This window comes from Psychroflexus lacisalsi, assembly GCF_020164495.1.
GTDB classification, from domain to species: Bacteria; Bacteroidota; Bacteroidia; order Flavobacteriales; family Flavobacteriaceae; genus Psychroflexus; species Psychroflexus lacisalsi.
This window is the reverse complement of record NZ_JAIQYZ010000007.1, coordinates 17879-38026: the sequence shown is the minus strand read 5'-3', so window position 1 is coordinate 38026 and position 20148 is coordinate 17879. Positions and strand designations below refer to the sequence as shown.

The 20148-nt window shown below is 36.5% G+C and carries 18 protein-coding genes; 10 read left to right on the top strand and 8 right to left on the bottom strand.

The window, feature by feature from the left end:
* Positions 1-72: 72 nt before the first annotated feature.
* Positions 73-759 carry a response regulator transcription factor gene (locus LB449_RS13255; protein WP_224455607.1) on the top strand — a complete coding sequence of 229 codons (687 nt, stop codon included), beginning with the start codon at positions 73-75 and terminating at the stop codon, positions 757-759.
* The gene (locus LB449_RS13250) at positions 756-1835 is read left to right on the top strand and encodes a sensor histidine kinase (RefSeq protein WP_224455606.1); all 1080 of its coding nucleotides are present in this window, start codon (positions 756-758) and stop codon (positions 1833-1835) included. The genes LB449_RS13255 and LB449_RS13250 overlap by 4 nt, the downstream gene beginning before the upstream one ends.
* Here LB449_RS13250 and LB449_RS13245 read toward each other — a convergent pair.
* A complete protein-coding gene (locus tag LB449_RS13245; protein WP_224455605.1) occupies positions 1774-2835 on the bottom strand; it encodes a glycosyltransferase in 1062 nt (353 codons plus the stop codon). The two genes, LB449_RS13250 and LB449_RS13245, sit on opposite strands and share 62 nt — an antisense overlap.
* A 59-nt stretch (positions 2836-2894) precedes the next feature.
* Here LB449_RS13245 and trmB point away from each other — a divergent pair, with 59 nt between their 5' ends.
* From trmB to LB449_RS13225, 4 genes are all read left to right on the top strand, one after another.
* Positions 2895-3572 (top strand): tRNA (guanosine(46)-N7)-methyltransferase TrmB, encoded by a 678-nt coding sequence (gene trmB / locus LB449_RS13240; RefSeq protein ID WP_224455604.1) that lies wholly within the window; start codon positions 2895-2897, stop codon positions 3570-3572.
* Between the two features lie 3 nt (positions 3573-3575).
* The gene (locus tag LB449_RS13235; RefSeq protein ID WP_224455603.1) at positions 3576-4199 is read left to right on the top strand and encodes a LysE family translocator; all 624 of its coding nucleotides are present in this window, start codon (positions 3576-3578) and stop codon (positions 4197-4199) included.
* Positions 4200-4202: 3 nt separating this feature from the next.
* Positions 4203-4544: an MGMT family protein gene (locus tag LB449_RS13230; RefSeq protein WP_224455602.1), complete on the top strand. Its 342-nt coding sequence runs from the start codon at positions 4203-4205 to the stop codon at positions 4542-4544.
* A gap of 217 nt (positions 4545-4761) precedes the next feature.
* On the top strand, positions 4762-8166 hold the full coding sequence (locus tag LB449_RS13225; RefSeq protein ID WP_224455601.1) for a hypothetical protein: 3405 nt from the start codon (positions 4762-4764) through the stop codon (positions 8164-8166).
* Here LB449_RS13225 and LB449_RS13220 read toward each other — a convergent pair.
* Positions 8163-9689 (bottom strand): lytic transglycosylase domain-containing protein, encoded by a 1527-nt coding sequence (locus tag LB449_RS13220; protein ID WP_224455600.1) that lies wholly within the window; start codon positions 9687-9689, stop codon positions 8163-8165. The genes LB449_RS13225 and LB449_RS13220 overlap by 4 nt on opposite strands.
* A 139-nt stretch (positions 9690-9828) precedes the next feature.
* Here LB449_RS13220 and LB449_RS13215 point away from each other — a divergent pair, with 139 nt between their 5' ends.
* Positions 9829-10872, top strand: coding sequence for a ferredoxin--NADP reductase (locus LB449_RS13215; RefSeq protein ID WP_224455599.1), 1044 nt, complete (start codon positions 9829-9831; stop codon positions 10870-10872).
* Here the strand turns inward: LB449_RS13215 and LB449_RS13210 are convergent.
* From LB449_RS13210 to LB449_RS13190, 5 genes are all read right to left on the bottom strand, one after another.
* Positions 10869-11261 carry a DUF2721 domain-containing protein gene (locus LB449_RS13210; protein ID WP_224455598.1) on the bottom strand — a complete coding sequence of 131 codons (393 nt, stop codon included), beginning with the start codon at positions 11259-11261 and terminating at the stop codon, positions 10869-10871. The genes LB449_RS13215 and LB449_RS13210 overlap by 4 nt on opposite strands.
* A gap of 491 nt (positions 11262-11752) precedes the next feature.
* Positions 11753-11902 carry a ribbon-helix-helix domain-containing protein gene (locus LB449_RS13205; RefSeq protein WP_317196226.1) on the bottom strand — a complete coding sequence of 50 codons (150 nt, stop codon included), beginning with the start codon at positions 11900-11902 and terminating at the stop codon, positions 11753-11755.
* A 97-nt stretch (positions 11903-11999) separates the two neighbouring features.
* The gene (locus tag LB449_RS13200) at positions 12000-14267 is read right to left on the bottom strand and encodes a TonB-dependent receptor (protein WP_224455597.1); all 2268 of its coding nucleotides are present in this window, start codon (positions 14265-14267) and stop codon (positions 12000-12002) included.
* A gap of 399 nt (positions 14268-14666) precedes the next feature.
* Positions 14667-16772 (bottom strand): 5-histidylcysteine sulfoxide synthase, encoded by a 2106-nt coding sequence (gene ovoA / locus LB449_RS13195; protein ID WP_224455596.1) that lies wholly within the window; start codon positions 16770-16772, stop codon positions 14667-14669.
* A gap of 9 nt (positions 16773-16781) precedes the next feature.
* Positions 16782-17315: a GNAT family N-acetyltransferase gene (locus LB449_RS13190; protein ID WP_224455595.1), complete on the bottom strand. Its 534-nt coding sequence runs from the start codon at positions 17313-17315 to the stop codon at positions 16782-16784.
* Positions 17316-17547: 232 nt separating this feature from the next.
* On the opposite strand from LB449_RS13190, the gene LB449_RS13185 reads away from it, so the two are divergent.
* Genes LB449_RS13185 through LB449_RS13175 form a run of 3 tightly spaced genes read left to right on the top strand, consistent with a single transcriptional unit; the run spans position 17548 to position 19505 of the window.
* Positions 17548-18201, top strand: a complete 654-nt coding sequence (locus tag LB449_RS13185) for a metal-dependent transcriptional regulator (RefSeq protein WP_224455594.1) — start codon at positions 17548-17550, stop codon at positions 18199-18201.
* A 2-nt stretch (positions 18202-18203) separates the two neighbouring features.
* Positions 18204-19025 (top strand): ZIP family metal transporter, encoded by an 822-nt coding sequence (locus tag LB449_RS13180; RefSeq protein ID WP_224455593.1) that lies wholly within the window; start codon positions 18204-18206, stop codon positions 19023-19025.
* Positions 19026-19070: 45 nt separating this feature from the next.
* A complete protein-coding gene (locus tag LB449_RS13175) occupies positions 19071-19505 on the top strand; it encodes a cupredoxin domain-containing protein (RefSeq protein ID WP_224455592.1) in 435 nt (144 codons plus the stop codon).
* Positions 19506-19507: 2 nt separating this feature from the next.
* Here the strand turns inward: LB449_RS13175 and LB449_RS13170 are convergent, their stop codons facing one another.
* Positions 19508-20104, bottom strand: a complete 597-nt coding sequence (locus tag LB449_RS13170; RefSeq protein WP_224455591.1) for a lipoprotein signal peptidase — start codon at positions 20102-20104, stop codon at positions 19508-19510.
* Positions 20105-20148 lie beyond the last annotated feature (44 nt).

The following is a 20148-nucleotide window of genomic DNA, read 5'->3' as shown; positions in this document are numbered from 1 at the left end:
TTTTTATTTCCTATTCTTAACTTTTAGCTAATATTCAAATCCTTAAATTTGTCACTACTAAATCATAAGATTATGAAAAAATCCGACATCACTATTCTTGTTGTAGACGATGATCCAGATATATTGGAAATTTTAAGCTATAACTTAAATGCCGAAGGTTACAAAGTTGTAAAGGCAGAAAATGGAGTGGAAGCAGTGAAAAAAGCCAAGAAAAAAAAGCCTCAACTTGTTATCTTGGATGTGATGATGCCAGAAATGGACGGAATAGAAGCTTGTGAAAAAATACGGGAGACCAAAGGGCTTGAGAATACTTTAATTACTTTTTTAACCGCTAGAGGGGAAGACTATTCTCAAGTAGCAGGTTTTGATGCGGGTGCCGATGATTATATCACTAAGCCCGTAAGACCAAAAGTTTTGATGAGTAAAGTAAAGGCGCTTTTGAGACGATTCAAATCGGATACTTTAGAATCAAATATCTATGAAATAGGTGAAATTATCATCAATCGTGATGAGTATAAAATTACCAGCAAAGGAACAGAGATGACTTTGCCAAGAAAAGAATTTGAATTGCTATCTTTACTCACTTCAGAGCCCAATAAAGTTTTTAAAAGAGACGATATTTTGAACACCGTTTGGGGGAATGAAGTGGTTGTGGGTGGAAGAACCATCGATGTCCACATCAGAAAATTAAGAGAAAAATTGGGCGACGATAAATTCAAAACAGTGAAAGGCGTTGGCTATAAGTTTGTTCATGAATGAGTAAAAAATTCAAAAGATCCTATAAATTTGCACTCAAGACGTCAACCTATATCACTGTCTTTTTAACGGGTCTTATTGCTTTATATGAATACATTCAACTAGAAGTCAATTTGGCTTCTATTTTTGTTTTTGCTCTGGTTTGCTTTGTTTTTTCCTTCTTCATCATTCAACTTAGAATTGAATTTTTCATTTACAAACGTGTAAAATCCATTTACGATAGCGTTTCAATTCTCGATCAATCTTCACTTTCAAATCCGAGAACAACTTCAGATATGAAAACGCTTACAGAAGAAGTAGAGCGATTTGCCAAAGGGAAGAAACTTGAAATTGAGACTTTGAAAGTTCGAGAAAACTACAGAAAAGAATTTATAGGAAATGTCTCTCACGAGCTTAAAACTCCGCTATTTACAGTTCAGGGCTATATTCTTACCTTATTGGATGGAGCCATAAAAGATAAAAAAGTTAGAAAAAAATATTTGACGCGAGCTAGTAAAGGTGTAGATCGATTGATTTATATCGTGAAAGATCTGGACATGATTACCAAGCTGGAAACTGGTGACCTCGATCTCTATATTGAAACTTTTAACCTTGTAGAGCTTGTCGAGAGTGTTTTTGAACTCCTGGAAATGAAGTCGGCCAAAAAAGAAATCAGTCTCAATTTTGATAAGGAGTATGCTCCCATTTATGTCGATGGCGATAAAGAACGCATCCAGCAGGTCGTAACAAATCTCATCGTCAATTCCATCAAATACGGTAAAAAAGGAGGAACTACAGAAATCAGTTTTGAAGAGTTTGAAAACTCAAAAATCATACTTCGAGTCAATGATAACGGTGAAGGTATTGAGAAGGAACACATTCCAAGACTTTTTGAACGGTTCTTTCGAGTCGATAAAACAGGCTCCAGACGTGAAGGCGGTTCGGGATTAGGCCTTTCTATTGTAAAGCATATCATCGAAGCACACAAAGAGCAAATTTTTGTAGATAGTGTTTACGGTATTGGGAGTGAATTTTCCTTTACCCTTCCAAAGTCGGAAGAAATCCTGGAAGAGGAAACTGATGCATCTCTTCTGAATTAAATCCAGAATAAAACTTTAAGTTCTCGAGATCTCTAGTTTTGAAATTCTCCTGAGATGAGAACGGTGCAATTTTCATGTGTTCCAGCCTTTCTGATAAATACTCTTGTTCTCCTTGGTGTGGCGTAGGAACAAAAAATACTTTTTTTCCAAGACAAGCCATATCCATAACAGAGGAATAACCCGATCTGCAAATCACTACTTTGGTTCTGCAAACCAGTGAATTGAGTTCTTCAGAATTTAAGTGATTGTAAAAGCTAATATTGGGCAAGTCGTTTAAAGACTCTGTGTTATAGACTCCACGTACTATAACTGTTTTTTTACTAGAGAGAACTTGGAAAGCTGCAATCAAACATTTCTCCAAAGAGGTTCGCAAAGGCTCTGGTCCAGAGATCACGGCTAGGTAATCAATATCTACTGGCAGTTCTATTTTAGAAAACCGACTTAAAACCCCAATTCTTCGGGTTGGGACCTTCACTTGTTTCGAATGGCTTAAGACACCACTCAAGTCGAAAGGGACTTCAGCATCTGGAATCCAGACTTCATCATAACGATTGTGGAATTTTGCATTTAAAGAAGAAGAGGCTCTGGAGAATAGTCCAGCTTTAAATTTCAATTGATGAGAAATAATCACCGATTTTATCGTTTTAGATATTGCTCCAAATCTGTGATCTGAAATAATCAAATCAACATGATTTTTTTCAGCATAACTTTCAATCAGTATCTCATCTTTTTTGGCTCGTTCTTTTAAACCATGACCTTGTAGAATCAATTTCAGATAAAAGAAAAAACCAGAGCTGGAATAAACGACTTCACTCGAATTTAATTCTAAAACATCCAGCTCTGGAAATTCGTCTTTTAGTAATTGTAACGCATCCCCATCGGATGCAATGCTGACCTTAGAGCCTTGTTTCAGAAAATGGCGGATTACGGGCACACATCTACTGGCGTGGCCAAGACCCCAGTTGAGAGGTGAAACTAGAACATGGTTTGGAAAGTGCAAAATAGAAGGTTTTGTGTATTGGTAAATTTAGTTAATTTTACACGAAAATTTCAGCGAAAGTGGGGAGTAAAAACAAGCTTAAACGATTTAAAGAGAACGAGGTTTTTGAAAATGTAGTGCAACCTACACGATCTGAAATAGTTGATGAACTATACGAGTATAAAGGAAAATGGAAACGTGATTTTTTCAAAAATGATAAACCTTTAATCTTAGAATTAGGCTGTGGTAAAGGAGAGTATACTCTGGGACTTGCTGAAAGAAACAAGGACTGTAATTATCTAGGAATAGATATAAAAGGCGCTAGATTTTGGAGAGGAGCCAAAACAGCTTTGGAAGGCGATATGCCCAACGTAGGGTTTTTGAGAACTCAAATAGAACTGGTAGACCAGGTCTTTGCAGATGGTGAAGTGGACGAAATCTGGATCACTTTCCCAGATCCACAAATCAAGTGGAAACGCACCAAGCACAGAATGACCAATCCCGATTTTCTGAATAAATACAAAAGGATATTAACCAAAGAAGGCCTTATCCATTTAAAAACTGATAGCGAATTTATGCATGGTTATACTCTGGGTATTTTAGAAGGTTTGGGTCACGATATCATTTATGCGCATCACGATGTTTATGTTAACCATGAAGCTCCGGAAGAAGTTGTTGGTATCCAAACTTTTTATGAGCAACAGTATTTGGATAAAAAGAAATCTATCACCTATTTAAAATTTAGACTTAAGGAATAAGATTTGGGGGACTTACAGATTTATATCTATACCTTTTTAGCGGCTTTTGTTGGGGTGGTGCCCCCAGGACTTGTTAATATGAGTGTAGCAAAAACCTGCCTTGAAAAAGGAAAGCGCAATGGCACTTTTATGGCTTTTGGCGCTTCTTTAGTTGTTTTCTTTCAGGCGCTTCTTGCTGTCTTAATTTCAAAATATATCTTTTCACATCCTCACGTTAAGAGTATGTTTCTCAAAGCCGGAGTTGCCATCTTGATTTTGATGTTCCTCTACTTTTTATTGTCTGCCAATCGCAAAAAGACTCAACGTACGATTAAGAAACGAACGGGAACTAAAAGTTTTTTTACAGGGATTTTAGTTTCAGGACTCAATATCTTTCCAATACCTTACTTCGTCCTTATTGGAACTCTGTTAACCAACAATTTCAAAATCACATTTACGACTTATAATGATGTTTTTTTTGCCTTGAGTGCGGCTTTGGGCACTTTTACTACACTATACCTTTACATCATTTTCATTATGAAAATCGACGGAAAGACAGAGCTTTTTAAAAAATACTCCAATTATTTTATGGCGGCTTTGATGCTGGTTCTAATTATCATTACTATTGCTAGATTATATAATATGTAAATCATGGCTAACTCAGATTTTTTTGAAAGGGTCTACAGCATTGTTGCTAAAATTCCAGAAGGAAAAGTGACCAGCTACGGAGCAATCGCAAAAGCTATTGGTGCTGCAAAAAGTGCCAGGACTGTTGGGTATGCCATGAATGCCTGTGTGAAGCTGGATCGAGATCTACCTGCGCATCGCGTGGTGAATAGAATTGGGATGTTAACTGGTAAGCATCATTTTCCTGGTCAGGATACGATGCAACGGCTATTGGAAGAAGAAGGTGTGGTGGTTAAAGATGATAAAATAAAAAACTTTGAAAAAATTTTCTGGCAACCGCCTGTTAACGAGTATTTTGAAGATTGAATTTAATTTTAGTAAATCTTTAGCTTTTTAATTGTTTTGAAAAGTGAACAAATCTTTTATATTTGTATCAGGATGAAGTTTTTCATAATAGATTGGTTAATTAGCAGAGCCTCGGATTCATAACCGAGGCTTTGTGTTTTTATAAACTTTCCTGATTTCCTCAATTACTTTTTTATAAGTCATTAAAATATTTTAGTAAAGCTTTAGTTTTACACATATGAGGCATTATCTCTTACTTGTCTTTTTGTGTTGCTGCATAAGCTCAATTTTCGCTCAGTCTGGCTTAGTCACCAAAACTGTAGGTTTCCAAGATACAATACAACTCGAGGAGGTAAGTATTGCTCCATTCCAATTTAAATTACAAACCACAGATAGTTTAGAAATTGAATCCACTCTATACAAAATTGATTTTCCCAAGGCTCAACTGTTTCCTTTTTCAGAATTAAAATCAAACAATGATAGTTTAATAGTTACCTATTTAAAGTATCCGGAATCCTTAACCAAAACTTATAAAGGCTTGGACGATAACCTGATTATCGATACAGGAAACCCAGTTGATAATTTATACGAATTACAACAACAGCGACAGCCCAGCAATTTTGTTCCTTTTGCGGGACTTAATACCAGCGGAAGTATTTCAAGAGCCATAAGTGTGGGGAATAATCAAAATGCAGTGGTAAGATCTGAACTCGATTTGCAGATCTCTGGGAAAATTTCTGAAAATGTGACCTTAAAGGCTTCTATTCAAGATGACAATGCACCAACTCAATCTGGCGGATATACTCAACAGCTGGATGAATTTGACCAGATTTTTATCGAATTGGGATCTGAAAAGTGGAGAATACGCGCCGGTGATATTGATTTGATAGAAAATGAATCTTTTTTTGCTTCCTACACCAAGCGGGTCCAAGGACTTTTGCTCTCTGCAGATGTAGGTAATGAAAAGCGCCAAACCGAAGTTTACTCTGCTGGCGCATTGGTGAGAGGGGTTTTTACACGAAGTGAGCTGACTGCTCAGGAAGGAAATCAAGGACCCTATAAACTAGTAGGGCAAAACGGTGAACTTTTTGTTTTGATCATCTCTGGAAGCGAAGATGTCTACGTCAACGGTAGGATTTTAACCCGGGGAGAAAACGAAGACTATCTCATAGACTATAACGCTGGTGAAATTATTTTCAATTCTACTTTTCCTATTACTTCTGAAATGCGAATTGTTGTTGAATATCAGGTTTCCGACAGGAACTTTTCAAGAATTGTTGCAACTACAGGATCCCGATTCAGTTCTGAAGCCCTTCAACTGAATGGATTTCTTTACAATGAAAATGATCTAAAAAATCAGCCTTTACAACAAAGCCTTACAGATGAGCAAGTAAATGCTCTGGAGGAAGCTGGTGATAATCAGGACCAAATGTTTGCACCAAGTGCAGTTCCGGCTGATTATTCTGAAAACAGAATTTTATACGAAAAGGAACTTCGAGACGGGAGAGAAGTGTTCGTATTTTCGACTGACCCCGAAGCTGAATTGTTCAATGTTCGTTATACCAATCTTGGAGCCAATCAGGGGAATTATATTTTATCAAGTCGAGATGCTATTGCCAATATTTATGAATATGTTTCTCCAATTGATGGTGTTCCTCAAGGAAATTTTGAACCTGTCGTAAGACTTTTTGCTCCGACCAAACTTCAAATCGCTATGCTCAATGGCGTGTATTCCCCTTCTGAAAAAACGACCGTTCAGTTTGAAGTCGCAGCAAGCAATAATGATGAAAATTCATTTTCTGATAGCGACCAGGGCGATAATCGTGGCCTGGCGACTCAATTATCTATCAATCAGACTTTATATCAACAGGGCGCAGATAAAAAGTTGGATGTTTTTGGAAATTTGAATTTCATAGAAGAAACTTACACCAGTATAGAACGTTTGTACAACGTGGAATTTACCAGAGATTGGAATCTTTTTAATCCAACAGGAGATCAAACATTTGTCGATACGGGTTTTGATTTCAGAAATAATTTGGAAAGCAACACGCAATACCGCTTTCAGCGCTTGGAATATTCAAATGATTTTTTAGGCGAAAAACATTCTATGAGCGCGAGACAAGTTCAAAGCAAATTCAGAATAGATGCCAACGCCAGCTACATGGACAGTGAATCTTCATTCCTAAATTCAAAATTCGCTAGGGCAAGTGTCTCCGGGATTTATGATTTCGGAAAATTTTGGTCAGGTTTACGGTACAATATGGAGGATAATCAGGAATCGAGAGTAGACACCGAAGATTTTACAGCCAACACTCAGCGCTTTGCTAGTTATGAAGTGTTCTCCGGGGTGGGGGATTCTACAAATGTATATGCGGAATTGGGTTATAGATATCGTGAAAATGATAGTTTAAGAAATAATAGTTTACAACGCGTCAACTCGTCAGATAATTATTTTGTGAGGTCTCAATTAGTCAATACGCAAGCGACGAAACTCAGGGTATTTGCCAACCTCAGGAATCTAAAGTTCAATGAGCAAGACCGGGCAGATGAGCAAAGTTTGAACTCCAGAGTTACGTATTCGCAAAATTTGTGGGATAGGCTAGTCAATCTAAACACGACTTACGAAACCAATAGCGGAAGCATTGCACAGCAAGAATTTACTTATCTCGAAGTCGAGCCGGGTCAAGGACAATACACCTGGATAGATTACAATGCTAATGGAGTCCAGGAGTTGAATGAATTTGAAATTGCTCAATTCCTGGACGAAGGGAGATTTGTACGAATATTACTACCCAATCAAATTTTCGTCAGAACCAATCAAACCCGATTTAGTCAACAGCTAACGTTAAATTTTCAAACCTGGCAGAATAAAGAAGGCTGGAAAAAAATAGCTTCCAGATTCTATAATCAAACTTCACTTTTGCTGGATAAAAAGCTACGTAAAGATGGAAATTCATTAAGTCTGAACCCCTTTGGAGGAAGTGGTGAAGATATTCTCGGAGAAAATACGACGTTCAGAAATATTTTATTTTTTAACCGAAGTCTTCAAAAATTCACAACGTCTTATAATTTCACACAGAATACAACCAAAAACCTCAGTCTTTTAGGACTTCAGGAAAGTTCAAACCTTTTGCATGAGCTCAAGTTTATTCATAAGTTTCAGGAGAGTTGGTTGTTGACATTAACTCAGGACGTCAATTCTTCTGAGAGTTTTTCGGATCGATTTCAGAATAGGAATTTTGAAATTGAAGGCTTTTCTTTAAATCCTAAACTGTCCTACTTACTTGGTGATAAACGCTTTGATGTATTCTATGAATTGGCTTCCAAAGAAAACCAGGTTGGAGAGCAGGAATCTTTGAACCAGCAAACTTTTGGTTTATCCTTTACTTTGAATAACGCTCAAAAATATAGCATTAACGGAGAGGTAAATTACATTCAAAATGAATTTGACGGGAGTACATTTTCTCCAGTGGCTTACCAGTTGCTTGAAGGCTTATTACCCAATGACAATTTTACCTGGTCGTTGTTTCTCCAGAAGAAAATCACAGATTTTCTGGATCTTAATTTGACCTATTTTGGTAGGAAAAGCGAAAATGTGAATGCAATCCATACGGGAAGTGTTCAGTTAAGAGCGTTCTTCTAGCTTTTGGACACTTTGAGTTTCATTCCTGGCTTTAACTGAGTATTGTTCAGTTTATTGATAGACTTTAAGTCTTCAACACTGATGCCTGGATATTTTCTTGATATAGTCCAAAGTGAATCCCCTCTTTTAACTTTATAGAATTCAGGCTTACTTTCAGCTGAAGATTTGGCTGATTTAGTTTTGGATTGAGCTTCCACTACGGCATTTACATTTTTTGGATAGATGATAAGCTTTTGACCTATATTCAGGTTGTTCCCTCTCAAATTATTCCAGGCTCTGATCTGGCTCACGCCAACTCCAAATTTCTCTGCAATCCTTCCCAGGTAATCGCCAGACTTGACGTAATAATTAATTTTATCGTCTGCTTTGTAATTTTTGGGAAGAGATTCTTCATTTTCAACAAGATGCTCTTTTGCAAAGCCATAAATTTCATCCTCATTGGCTACAAACAGTCCTGATTTTTCATAAGGAAGACGTAAATAATAGGATTTATTTTCTTCAAAAGGTACAATTCCTAATTTGTAGCTGGGGTTGAGAAATTCCAGCAATTCTTTATTGGTCTGGGTGATTTTGGCGACTTGGTCTAAAGTGATAAGCTTTTTAACCTTGATAGTATCTGTTCCATAGTAGGTGGACATTGGAAGCTGAGGTTGAAACCCGTGTTCGTCTGCATACTCATATAGATAAAGCATGGCTTGAAAGGAAGGTACATAGCCAGCCGTCTCTCTTGGCAAATAATTTCTAAGTTTCCAGTAATTGGTTTCTCCTCCACTGCGCCGTATGGCTTTAGATACGTTTCCTGGTCCGGAATTGTAAGCGGCCAAGGCTAAATCCCAATCGTCGAACATATAATATAATCTCTTCAAATACTTTGCTGCAGCTTCAGTTGAAGCCACTGGATCCATACGCTCGTCTACATAACTACTCACATCGAGATCGTACATTTTTCCTGTGCTGTACATAAATTGCCATAAACCTGTGGCGCCAACTCTGGATTTTGCCTGAGGATTTAAGGCAGACTCTACTAAGGCCAAATATTTCATTTCTAGCGGAACGTCATATTTATCCAGTGTGGCTTCAAACATGGGGAAATAAAATTTACTCAGTCCCATGAGTCGTTCAGTTCCTTGTTTTTCTCTTCTTAAGAAATAACCGATGACACTTTCCAAACTTTCATTGTATTCAATATTAAATGGAGTTTTTGCGTTTATAGTAGCTAAGCGTTCTTTTAAAAGTTCTGTGGGTATTTCTGTGATAACGGCATTATTTTCCAAACTGTCTTTGATGATATTTTCTAAACGTCTGGAATAGCTTTGATCTGTCAATTGGATTCTCCATAACGAATCCAATTTCATAGATTGTCTGTAATCTTCCAAAATCAACTCCAATGAATCTACCTCAATCTTATGCAGTTCTACTTTTTGCGGAGATTGATTTTTTAAGTCTGGTTTTAAACCTTGTGCAAAACAAATCGTTCCTAAGCTTAGAAAAAGTAAAGTAAAACGTAGATTATTTAGAGTCATAAGTTAAAAAAAATTAATTGTACAAATATAATTTGAAAATGTGTACTTCTGGATAAAAACTTAAAAGCACATTAAAATATTGTTCATTAACTAGGCTAATTTCTGAAAGGTTGTATTTTTAGCCCATAAATAAAAATTAATGGGACAATTTCATACGCTTTCTATCAAAGAAATCAATAGACAAACCGATAAAGCAGTCAACATCATCTTTGATGTTCCTTCTGAATACGCTTCAGTATATAAATTTAAAGCCGGTCAATACTTAACTTTAGAAACCAAGATTGACGGAGAGGACGTGAGACGTTCGTATTCTATTTCTTCTGAAGAAGGAAAAGATCTTGGAATTGTTGTGAAAGCAATTCCTGATGGAAAATTTTCAAATTATGCTAACTCTGTTTTAACAGAAGGGGATGCGATTGAAGTCCATCCTGCAGAAGGTAAGTTTTTATTGCCAGAACAATTGGATGGTAAAACATTTTGTGCCTTTGCAGCGGGCAGTGGTATTACGCCAATTATGGCCATGATAAGAACTTTGTTATCTCAATCTGAAACCGCAAAATTTGTTTTGGTTTACGGTAATAAATCTCCGGAGCAAACTATTTACTTTCAAGAGTTATTGGACTTGCAAAAAGAGTTGCCTGAGCGTCTTTTCATTGAATTCATTTACAGTGAAACTCAGGAGGATGATGCCAAATTTGGAAGGATCGACAAGGGCACAGTGAATTACGTCATCAAAAATAAATACGATGGATTCGACTTTTCTCAATATTACCTCTGTGGACCAGAGCCAATGATAGAGATGGTACAGACTACTTTAAAAGAGGCAGAAGTCGATGATGATCAAATCAAGTTTGAGCTATTCTTTTCCAAAGAAGAAGGCGAAGTTGAAGCTGCTACTGATGGAGAAACAAAGCTCACCGTTATAGTCGACGATGAAGAATTTGAACTATCCATGGACCAAAGCGGTGTCATTTTAGATGCTGTTTTAGCACAAGATATTGATGCACCTTATTCTTGCCAAGGTGGTATTTGTAGCTCGTGTGTTGCCAAAATTAAAGAAGGAACTGTGGAAATGCGTAAAAATCAAATTTTAACCGATGATGAATTGGAAGAAGGTCTGGTCCTAACTTGTCAGGCACAGCCCACCTCCGCTAAAGTAGTAGTGGATTACGACGATATTTAATCGTTTTCTATATTCTTCAGTTGAATATTCAAGGCTTTCACACTGATTTGGATTTCAATAATGGATAAAATAAGCGAAATCATCAGCAAGACTAGTGAAATTCCAAAAATGATACTGCCAATCGTTTGCCAGGTTTCATAAATGGCAAACATGCTGACTACACAAAGAAAAAGAGAAACAATTCCAAACAATTGCATGTTTTTGATAAGAGTCACTCTCTTTTTCAAATTTGAAATTTGGGCTTTTATGTTGGTATCTGGATCGTCCTGATATTTCTTATGTAAATTCCTAATCAGTCCAGCTATGGTTAGAAACCTATTGGTATAAGCCAAAAGCAATAATGAAATCGCTGGAAATAATAGGGCAGGCGTTGTTAATGAAACTTCCATAAATGTGAGGATTATCTTGAAGTTTAAAGATAAGCGGTCGCGATTTAATCAGTGTTGAAATTATAGAAAAGTATGTCTTGTCAGTAAATTAGATTTAGGATTTGATTTGTCAATTAATGATTATTCCAATTGAGTTTCAATGTCCATCCGTTGATGTAAAATCCTTATGATTTAAACTTCTTCTGTCTTTAGATTGATTTTATAGAATATGAAGTGAGATTTTTTTTGACTGCAGTAATATCCTTTTTTTATTTTAGAATAATCTTTTCCATATTTTGGATTTATGGGCTATATATTCAATTTCGTCTATGATCAAATTGAAATACCTATCTGCTCGTTTAATAGACCAATTATCGAATGCAAACTGTCAAATTGCCTCAAGGTCTCGATTTGCCTCTCGACTGATTCTATATTTCATTTTTCAGTCAGATGTTTTTGATGGAGTTGGTCTAATACTTTTTTTTGATCAAAATCTTCAAAAACCCTGAGTCTTATCCCTTACTTAATTTATTAATAAGCTCTGCTTTTTTTGCTTCTTCATGTTCAAACATTCTCAATGCAACTCTTATGACTTCAATAGCAAAAGAATATTGACCTGTTTTAACCTGCCGGTTAATAAAATTGTCGAAATAGTCTCCCAATAAAATTCACGTGTTTTTGGCCATAACTTTTAATTTTTATAAAATATACCAGCTCTTGGTATGGATAACAAATACGAAATAACTAGTTTAAAATCTTTTAAAAATTATACCTAAGGTTAATAGATAGATTCCTTCCTGGGCTTGGAATGTTAAAAGCTCTCAAGATTGATAAATGGTCTACGTAAGTTTTGTCGAGCAAATTTTGTAGAGCAATCGATGCCTCAATCTGATTGGTTTTTCCGAGATCAAATGTTCTGCTTAATCCAATATCTACTAAAGTAAAGCCTGGGGTTTCTTGTTCATTAAATCCAGGACGATCCTGTCTGGCCACTGTTCTTATTTTTGAATATAAGGATGTATTTTGTAGCCTGCCAAACCCATAATTCACTTCAAAATTTAAATTATCTGGCGGAATAAAAGTGAGCGGTTCATCAAAATCCTTATTCTCACCTCTTACCAAAGCTGCTCCAAGATTGAATCTCAAGTTTCGATCTTCCAAAGCGACATACTGCAAATTGATTTCACTTCCATAAAGTTGAGCTTCGACCTGCTGATATTCCCAAATTTGAAGTCCTGAATCTGGCTGAAGTTCTCCTGTATCTGCAAAAAAGATAAAGTTATCGACCTGACTTCCAAAAATAGACCAGTCCAGCCTAAATCTATCCATAGTCAAACTATAATTTAGATCAAGCTGTATGCTTTGTTCACGTTCAAAATTGGCATTACCAATTTCAAATCTATTGGTACCTGGGTGTTGGCCAAAAGAATATAATTCAGCTAAATCTGGAGAGCGGAAGCCTGAGGAAATATTTGCTTTAAGCTTTTGAGTTTTGCTCAAGGTTTTAGTAATCCCAAGCGATCCGGTAAACCCATTGAAGTTGGACTCCAGTGTTCTGCTTTCTGGTTCGCCAGGCAACACAAAGTCTGCATCTATAAATTGTGAATCACTCGCATCTGCATTGACTGTTCTGTAATCGTATCGTAGAGCTGCTTGAATGAAGTAAGTCTTCCAGTCAAGATTAACCATATAATAGGCGCCATTTTCAGAATAACTGGCATTGGGTATTAAAATTTCCTGAACCTTATTTTGATTTTCGTTCCTTAAGAAATTTCCTTGAAGTCCGAAATTGTGACTGAATCGACCAGTGTCAAAATTTAGTCTGGCGTTGTAAAAAGTATTGTTTTGGTTAAGGCCAAGATCTACAAGATTCAGGTCATTCTCAATTTCTTTCCTATCGTTAAAATGATGAGAGATTTGAAAAACAGATTCAAATTTTCCATGGTCGATACGTTGATTGTAAGATACTAAAACATCGGTCACTTCCTGAAACGGTAACTGCATATCTCTATCATTTCTTGTGGTGGCATTGGAATTTTCCAGCTCGTTATCTTCAATAATTCCAAGGTTTTGTCTTGAATAGGAAACCGATAATTTATTGTCGAAATTTTCTTTATCAATCCCTGCATGAACTCTCGCGCTACTCATATTGAATCTGCTGTTGCCAATGATATCACCATCACCAGATTTGTAATCAGCGTGATTTTCGTAAGCAAGTTCAGCCCCAACGAAAAGATCATTTTCCAATTTTTGGCCTACAGAACCGTAAGTTCTAAATCCATTAGAAACTGAATTGAAAGTAGTTCCAAAATTACCTGAGAGCTCTTTTGAAGTTTTATAAAACTCATCATCCTGAATCAAAATGACTCCGCCTAAAGCTCCGGAACCGTAAAGTACAGAAGCAGGACCTTTGATGACGTCGATACTCTCTACTCCCAGATCATTTACCCCCAAGCCATGATCGGCGCCCCATTGTTGATTTTCTAATTTATTGCCCTGGAAAATAGTAGCCACACGACTAAAACCAAGCCCGCGAATAAATGGTTTGACAATCCCTTGCCCGAATTCAGCGCCATAAACGCCGGGAACTTCTCTTAGAATACCCATGACTCCTGACGGGCTGCTTTTATTTTCAATTCTATCCATACTCACAGGCGTATAATTGTAAGGCGTTTTTGAATTCAAGCCTGTCTGCTGATCAATAATCACAACCTCCTTTAAGGTATTGTTTTTGGGTTGAAGTTGAAATTGAACCCTAGTGATTTCTTCTGATTTTACTTCTACTGACTTGGTTAAGTCGATATAGCCTAGTGAAGTAACCTTCAAATTATAAGTGCCTTCAGCTAAATTTTGAAATGAAAATATGTTGTTTTGATCTGTAACTGTATAGTTGTTTTCACCAATAATTTCAATTGTTGCTGATAAGCCAGCTTCATCTTCAAAACTTACTTTCCCTTTTATGCTCCCATTTTGAGAAAAAGATCCGAAACTTACAAGCGATAAGGCTAACAAAATTATATATTTCATTAATAATCAATTTAATTTTAGACAAAGCTAAAAATAAAAAGTCAGACATCTAAATAATAAAAGTGATTAACAAAAAATTTATGAATGGGTTGAATTATTATCTTAGGAGATATTTATCAAGTATGGCTGATAAAATGATCAGGGAAGTAATTAATTTGTATTGCAAAACAAAAAACTCCGCTTAGCGGAGTTTTTTGTTTACTTTTCAAACTATATGATTACTATTTAAAATTCACAAATAGTAGGAATAATAAACTTACTTAATTAAACGCAATTTATTTGAATCAAAATATCTAAATCTAAATTGAACAGATGCTAGCTTTAGTAACCACTTCAAAGAATTAGTTTGTTTCAAATAAGTCATAATGAAACTGCTGACTTTGATCTAAAGCCAAAGATTTACTTTTTTCTCCAAATACTTATTTCAGAACTATTTACTTCAAAATTTCGACTTGATTTTCTAGTTGCGTATTGTAAATCAAATGGCTGTGATACTATAGTAAAATGAGATGATAAAATATCACTTATACCTTCGATAGATTTCACAGGTTCACCATTCTTTTTGACACCACCTACCCAATTGTCTTTATGGCTAACGCTTTCTTGCCATTGGTAAGTTGAGCCAAGAATCAGTGTGCCGCCGTCATTTAATCGTTCATGGATTGTGCTGAGAAAAGCAGTTGGATTTTGAAGTTCTTCAAGTAAATTGAAAGCTAAAATTACATCATAATCACTGAATTTCTTTTTTAGTTTCATCGCATCGTCCTGCAAGAAATGCAAAGGACTCGTATTATTATTAAGCTTTATATCTTCTAATAATACATCTTTATACAATTGCAAATCGCCTTCATCTTTGATGACATAGCGAAGTAAACCATTGTTTTGTAACTCAATGGCAGGTCGAATAAAGCGTGCGGAAGTATCGATGGCCGTCACTTCTTTAAACATTTTTGAAGCTTCAAAAGCCAAACGGCCTGTACTACAATTCAAATCCAGAAACTTTTTATCCGCGGGATTTTCAATTTGGTCTTTTAATAGTTCAGCAAGTTGAAGTGGATATTTCTGAAAGCCTAAGTAATCCTCTCCATAATTTTCTTCACATGAAATCACTACTTCTTCGTCAATTTCATAACTGTCAATTCGAATTTTTGGTTCAAATTCAGATTCAATGTATCTAAAACCAGCATGCTGGTAAAAGTGTCTTCTGAAAGCATACCTCGCATGAAGTGTAGCTTCATTTCCAGTAGAAATCCATGACCCTCCTTTGATAATGTTGTGTTTTCCGTCAAAAGTTGGCGTTGAGAAATCATCGTACAAAGGATGTACTTTAAATCCTGGATAGCCTGTAATCGGACTTTCTGTCCACTGCCAGACATTGCCCACAACATCATAAAAATCTCCAAATGAAAACTTATCTACCGGACAGGGAGATGTATAATGTTCTAAATTAATATTCCCTGGTGCAGAATCCCACTCGGTAGCATCTTTGACATCGCTATATTCAACTAAACGGTACCATTCTGCCTCGGTTGGTAAACGCAATTTTTTTCCTGTTTTAGCAGATTTCCAGTTGCAAAATGCCTTAGCTTCTAGATAATTGATTTCAGCAGGAAAACTCCATTTCATGGGCACAAGCATGGTCATTAAGCGGAGTTTATATGAATGCCCGTTTTTATGCCAAAATAAAGGATATTCTGACTTTTTATAGGTTTTCCAGGACCAACCTTCTTCAGTCCACCACTGTTCATTTTGGTAGCCACCATCTTCGACAAACTCTAGAAATTCAGCGTTGGAAACCAGGTATTTGGAAGCTTTAAACTCTTTGACATTTTCATTATAGGTACCGTATTCCAAATCCCATCCATAAGAATGATGACCATGTGGTTTTCCCAACTGCATTTCGGCACCTTCAACAGTGATCAGTTCATTTTGAACAGGTTGTTCATCTGTGTTATATACCGCATCAAAACTTGCATTTTGTAGCATCTCAACAGGCAATTGCCTTATTAAAACTGATGAAGTTTCAATATGAATATTTTGATGCTCGATTCCCATAATGATGGGCCAAAACGCACTTTCCCAATTGATAGGAAGCGTTAAAGGCAATTCGTTAATCAGTTTTATTATTGTCGATTTTACAGTATTGCGGTAATTAGTAACCTCATCAACGCTAGGCCAGTTATAATTTTTGTCATTCAAATCATCCCATGACATCTCATCAACACCAATGGCAAACATGGACTCAATAGCAGGATTGATAGGAGCGGGTATAAGTCCAGCTAACACCAGCTTATTGACATAAAAACACGACGTATGTCCGTAATAAAAAATGAGTGGATGGCGAAGCTGGTCAGCTCGCATGTAGAAAGCTTTTTCATCCTTAAGCGTTTTATACAACTCGTCATCCAGACTAAAGGTTCTATTAAAATAATCAAGAATTTCTTGACGTTTCAGTTGTTGCTTCCCCTCAACAAGGTTAGGGGTTTTAAGATTAAATTGTTTCATATTAATGGACTAATAAGTCTTTACCATATAATTTTTATGCATTACAAACTTCTCATTTGTAAGAGGCCTGATTTTTTCTTGAACGATGTGACCGCAAACCTCGAACCCAGTTTTTTGGTATAAGGTAACAGCAGCCTCATTTTGATCCCAAACTCTCAATAAGACGTGCTCTGAATTTTTATCTAAATGATCTTCAAACGTCTGCATCAATTTTTTACCCAACCCCATTCCACGGAAATTTTTATCGACAAGTACTTCTGCAATATATTCAGTAGTTGTACTGTCGTATAATGTTCTGATGTTTTCTGGGCGTTCGTTATCGGAGGTTAAAGGGATTGAAATTAAAGCCGCAATTAATTGATCGTCTGAAAATCCAAAAATCCCGTAACCGTCAGTAAATAATTTATCCAGGTAGGTTTCTGCATCATCGGTAGTTATCTTCTGAGCGGAAATTCCTTCTGTAAACGCACTCAAATAAAGACGTACAAGCTCCTGCTTGACGTCCGAATATGAATTTCTGCCTGCTTTGTTTAATGAAATCATGTAAATACAAAACTATTGCTAATAGTTTTTATAATAGAATGCATTTTTATTAAATTTTCATTAATAAAAATGCTTTGGTGTTCCAATGACATGTACTTCAAAAAATTTGAATCACAATCACATCAATTCCAAAAATTGATAACTAAGTAAAAGATATTTTAAAATTAGAGGTATCTAAATATTTTATGGGAATAAATTTAATTATTACTTTCGTGTAATCTAAAACTAAATTATGTTTTCCCTATCTGAAGAGAATTATCTCAAAGCGATTTTTCATCTGCAAACGCATCCCAAAGCTGGTGTAAGTACAAATGCCTTGGCGGAAGAAATGCAAACTAAAGCCTCTTCTGTTACCGATATGGTTAAAAAGTTGTCTGATAAACATCTTGTAATCTATAAAAAATACCAAGGAGTTTATCTTTCTGATTCAGGTCGAGAAACCGCCTTACAAATCATAAGAAAACATAGATTATGGGAAGTATTTCTTGTGGAAAAACTAGATTTTAGCTGGGACGAAGTCCATGAAGTCGCTGAAGAATTGGAACACATCAAATCTGAAAAATTGATTTCAGAACTGGATAAGTTTTTGGATTATCCAAAACGAGATCCACACGGCGACCCTATTCCAGATGCTCATGGCGATTTCCAGGTCGCCAATAAAACCTTGTTAGCGGACCTGACTAAGGAAGAAAAAGGAACGCTGGTAGGTGTTAAAGATACTTCTCCAGAATTTTTGAAATACCTGGACAAGAATAACATTGCCTTAGGCAAAACCATTGAAGTCCTTGACAAAGAAGAATTTGACGGATCAATGTTGATTCAGATTGAAGACCAAAGTTTAAGAGTATCCACGATGGTAACTGCAAACATTTTTATAAAAATCTAATTATGGAGAATTTAATCTCTTTTTTCGAAGCTCAGGATCCTGTGATGGCAGCACTTATTGCCACTATTTTCACCTGGTTGGTGACAGGACTTGGGGCATCTTTAGTGTTCTTATTTAAAAGTATGAACCGAAAGTTTTTTGATGCTATGCTCGGTTTTACTGGTGGGGTAATGGTAGCAGCGAGTTTTTGGAGTTTGTTGGCTCCAGGCATTGAAATGAGCGAAGGCGAGGGATTTATAAAAGTTATTCCTGCAGCGGTGGGATTTGTACTTGGAGCTTTATTCATTTTTGGGCTCGATAAAGTATTACCTCACTTACACGTCAATTTCAAAGAGAATAGAAAAGAAGGTGTCAAAACCAAATGGCATAAATCAGTTTTATTAACTCTTGCGATTACTTTACATAACATCCCTGAAGGATTAGCCGTGGGAGTTTTGTTTGGTGGAGCAGCCGCAGGGATGGAGGGCGCAAGCATTGGAGGCGCGGTGGCGTTAGCCATTGGGATAGGTTTACAAAACTTTCCAGAAGGCTTTGCTGTCGCTATGCCGCTTCGCGGACTTGGACTTTCCCGTTGGAAGAGTTTTAATTATGGTCATTTGTCTGCCATCGTAGAACCTTTTGCGGCAGTGCTTGGCGCATGGGCAGTCTTGACTTTTGAGCCTATTTTGCCATATGCTTTATGTTTTGCAGCTGGAGCCATGATATTTGTAGTGATTGAAGAAGTAGTTCCTGAGTCACAACAGGACCGTAACATCGATTTGGCCACCCTCGGTTTTATTGGTGGTTTTGTAGTGATGATGACTTTAGATGTAGGGTTGGGTTAAAACTATTTCTATTATATTTAATTTTCAAATAAACCTAGACGGCACATGAAATTTACCTTTTTAATTCTAAGCTTGATATCGCTATCCTTAAGTCTAACGGCTCAAGATTCAGAAGAAAATAAAAACCTACCTCAAGAAAAAGTGCAGGTGCCTGAAATTGTGACCAAACTTAAAGTCTTGGAACAAGTAGATATTGATGGGTATCGGCTAACTTTCAAAAGTGTTGTAAATGACGGTAGGTGTCCTGAAAAAGTAACTTGCGTTTGGCCTGGCGAAGCAAACGTGATGCTAGAGATTTTTGATGGAACGGACACGACCTCCAAAACAATCGCGATTCCCGCACTTGGATTTCATAGAGAACTCTTTTCCACATCCGAGCATGTTGTATTCTTGAAAAATCTGGCACCTTACCCTATTACTGCCAGAGATAACATTCAGGCTTACCAGCTCTTGCTAAAAATTCAGCCTAATAAATCTTAGGTTTACTTCTTTGGAAAAGCTTTTTTGTTGAACACGACCAATAAACCAAAGCCTGTGCTGATTGCTGTATCGGCCACATTGAAAACAGGTTCAAAAAACACAAAGCGCTCACCTCCCCAAATAGGAATCCAGTTGGGTAAGGTGTCATTATAAAGAGGGAAATAGAGCATGTCCACGACTTTTCCCTTGAGCAATTCGCCGTAAGGTTCCTCTGTAAAAAGTGTAGCAACATTACCTAAACTGCTGTCGAAAATGATGCCGTAAAATACAGAATCAATAATGTTTCCAATGGCTCCAGCCAAGATTAAAGACACTGAAACTATTAAGATTTTTGGGGATTTTTTCTTCACGATGTCCCACAACCAATAGCTGATGAGTCCTATGGCGACAATCCTAAAAGACGTCAAAAGAATTTTCCCATAGGATCCTGGAATTTTTGCTCCCCAGGCCATACCATCATTTTCTACAAAAAGTATGCGAAACCATCCTAAAACATTGATTTCTTCGCCCAACATAAAGTTGGTTTTGATGTAGATTTTGGAGACTTGGTCTACAATTAATATAAGTAGAATAAGGAGAGAAGCTTTCTTTAAAGACATAAACACTAATTTGAATCCACAAAAATAGTTTTTTTATTGAATTG

Excerpts from the sequence above, each read along its gene's own strand:
- LB449_RS13230 (WP_224455602.1), top strand. The coding sequence starts at position 4,203 with ATGGCTAACTCAGATTTTTTTGAAAGGGTCTACAGCATTGTTGCTAAA.
- LB449_RS13255 (WP_224455607.1), top strand. The coding sequence starts at position 73 with ATGAAAAAATCCGACATCACTATTCTTGTTGTAGACGATGATCCAGAT.
- LB449_RS13220 (WP_224455600.1), bottom strand. The coding sequence starts at position 9,689 with ATGACTCTAAATAATCTACGTTTTACTTTACTTTTTCTAAGCTTAGGA.
- LB449_RS13170 (WP_224455591.1), bottom strand. The coding sequence starts at position 20,104 with ATGTCTTTAAAGAAAGCTTCTCTCCTTATTCTACTTATATTAATTGTA.
- LB449_RS13250 (WP_224455606.1), top strand. The coding sequence starts at position 756 with ATGAGTAAAAAATTCAAAAGATCCTATAAATTTGCACTCAAGACGTCA.
- LB449_RS13175 (WP_224455592.1), top strand. The coding sequence starts at position 19,071 with ATGAAATTTACCTTTTTAATTCTAAGCTTGATATCGCTATCCTTAAGT.
- LB449_RS13225 (WP_224455601.1), top strand. The coding sequence starts at position 4,762 with ATGAGGCATTATCTCTTACTTGTCTTTTTGTGTTGCTGCATAAGCTCA.
- LB449_RS13185 (WP_224455594.1), top strand. The coding sequence starts at position 17,548 with ATGTTTTCCCTATCTGAAGAGAATTATCTCAAAGCGATTTTTCATCTG.
- LB449_RS13200 (WP_224455597.1), bottom strand. The coding sequence starts at position 14,267 with ATGAAATATATAATTTTGTTAGCCTTATCGCTTGTAAGTTTCGGATCT.
- LB449_RS13210 (WP_224455598.1), bottom strand. The coding sequence starts at position 11,261 with ATGGAAGTTTCATTAACAACGCCTGCCCTATTATTTCCAGCGATTTCA.
- ovoA (WP_224455596.1), bottom strand. The coding sequence starts at position 16,772 with ATGAAACAATTTAATCTTAAAACCCCTAACCTTGTTGAGGGGAAGCAA.
- LB449_RS13215 (WP_224455599.1), top strand. The coding sequence starts at position 9,829 with ATGGGACAATTTCATACGCTTTCTATCAAAGAAATCAATAGACAAACC.
- LB449_RS13190 (WP_224455595.1), bottom strand. The coding sequence starts at position 17,315 with ATGATTTCATTAAACAAAGCAGGCAGAAATTCATATTCGGACGTCAAG.
- LB449_RS13180 (WP_224455593.1), top strand. The coding sequence starts at position 18,204 with ATGGAGAATTTAATCTCTTTTTTCGAAGCTCAGGATCCTGTGATGGCA.